This is a genomic window from Metabacillus rhizolycopersici, assembly GCF_020075705.1.
Genome location: NZ_JAIQUM010000191.1, coordinates 1 through 1828, shown reverse-complemented (window position 1 = coordinate 1828; position 1828 = coordinate 1). Strand labels below are relative to the sequence as shown.

At 36.9% G+C, this 1828-nt stretch carries 1 protein-coding gene; it reads left to right on the top strand.

The features are described 5' to 3' along the window. Positions 1 to 124: 124 nt before the first annotated feature. Complete coding sequence (locus K9V48_RS27835) at positions 125 to 1411, top strand: IS110 family RNA-guided transposase (RefSeq protein WP_224142293.1); 1287 nt, start codon at positions 125 to 127, stop codon at positions 1409 to 1411. Positions 1412 to 1828 lie beyond the last annotated feature (417 nt).

Genomic DNA, 1828 nt, shown 5'->3' with positions numbered 1-1828 from the left:
GCAGCATTCCTGTAATGAAGAAAAATGAGGTTTGAACAAAAAATAAACCTCTTGGTATGATATGAGTGTCCAAAAGCTGGCCAGCGAAAAGGACAAAAACATATATACCAGGAGGTCTTCGACCATGAATTATAACCAAAATGATAAGATATCTCAAATAACTTCTCACACCTTAATTGTAGGTGTAGATATTGCCAAATTCAAGCATGTAGCACGTGCTCAAGACTTTAGAGGCATAGAGTTTGGATCAGCTTGTCACTTTGAGAACACCAAAGATCATTTTGAACTCTTTTTAGACTGGATAAAAAATTTATTGGAAAAGCACGGAATGGATAACGTGATTATTGGAATGGAGCCAACAGGTCACTATTGGCTTAATCTCGCTCATTTTCTTAGAGAAGAGGAGATTAAGTTTGTTGTTGTAAATCCTATGCATGTTAAGAAATCTAAAGAATTAGATGATAATTCTCCAACAAAAAATGATGTGAAGGACGCAAAAGTAATTGCACAGTTAGTCAAAGATGGAAGATATGCCGAACCTAATATTCCACAAGGAGTTTATGCAGAACTTCGTGTGGCAAGGAAAATACGTGACCTTTTATCTGTAGACTTGCAGGTTGTGCAAGGGCAAATTCATAATTGGTTGGATCGATATTTTCCTGAATTTCTTACAGTGTTTAAGGATTGGGAAGGAAAATCAGCACTACAATTATTAAAGTTAAACTTATTACCACATGAGTTAGAGAAAGTCACAGAACAAGAGATCCTCGTTCACCTCAGAAAAGCTGTGAAACGTGCGGTAGGACTCAGTAAAATTCAAGAACTTAAACGAGTAGCCAAAGACTCTATTGGTATTCTTGAAGGTTCAAGAATGGCTAAATTAGAGCTTCGCACTTTACTAGACAAGTATGAGTTAATAAATGAAAAGTTCGAAGAACTAGAATCTGATATTGACGGACTTCTTGAACGAATCCCAGGTGTCCAACAAATGTTGGCCATCACAGGAATCGGCAAAGATACTGTAGCTGGCTTCTTTTCAGAAGTAGGTAACTTAAGTTACTATTCTCATCCTAGACAAATTATTAAATTAGCTGGGTTGAGTTTAAAAGAGAATACCTCAGGAAAGCATAAAGGGCAAACGAAGATTACAAAAAGAGGCAGGAAAACACTCAGAGCTCTCCTCTTCCGAGTAGCGATGCCTTTGGTAGCTAAGAATACTGCATTTAAAGCATTACATGAGTATTTTACAACACGAAAAAATAATCCTCTAAAGAAAATGCAGTCTCTTATAGCGATATGTAATAAGCTCATACGTATTCTTTTTACAATTGGTACAAAACAATGTGAATTTAGTGAAGAAAGAATGTTGAAGGATATTCCACATTTGGCACCATTACAGAATGCAGCATAGGGTTCATTAGTTGGTTATTCAAAAGGTTTTTTAGAAATTATTATTTAGGTATTTGAAGCACGGATTAGTCAGTAAACCAACTAAAGTACGGACTTTGATCCTGTCGGGCAGCATCACTGACATCCACCTCATGGAAAGGTTGGACGAAGGAATTTTGGAGCATAGACTCTGTGAGACATGGGAGGGTTGACCTCCATGAGACATGTGGACATCCACCAGTGCAACCATACTTTTACTAGTTATCCACTTTTTGGATAGGGTTGGCTAAGTAGCTAAAGTCCTTTTTTCTCTACAGTACCAAAATTACCCTTACTTTCAACTTACATCCATCGCTTTAATGGCTATCTAATACAGATCATAATGAAATCTTAAGAATAAGCGAGGAATCCAGAGTTATTCCTTTCTTTATAGAGGGAG

Coding starts and splice junctions, on each gene's coding strand:
- K9V48_RS27835 (WP_224142293.1), top strand. CDS start 125: ATGAATTATAACCAAAATGATAAGATATCTCAAATAACTTCTCACACC.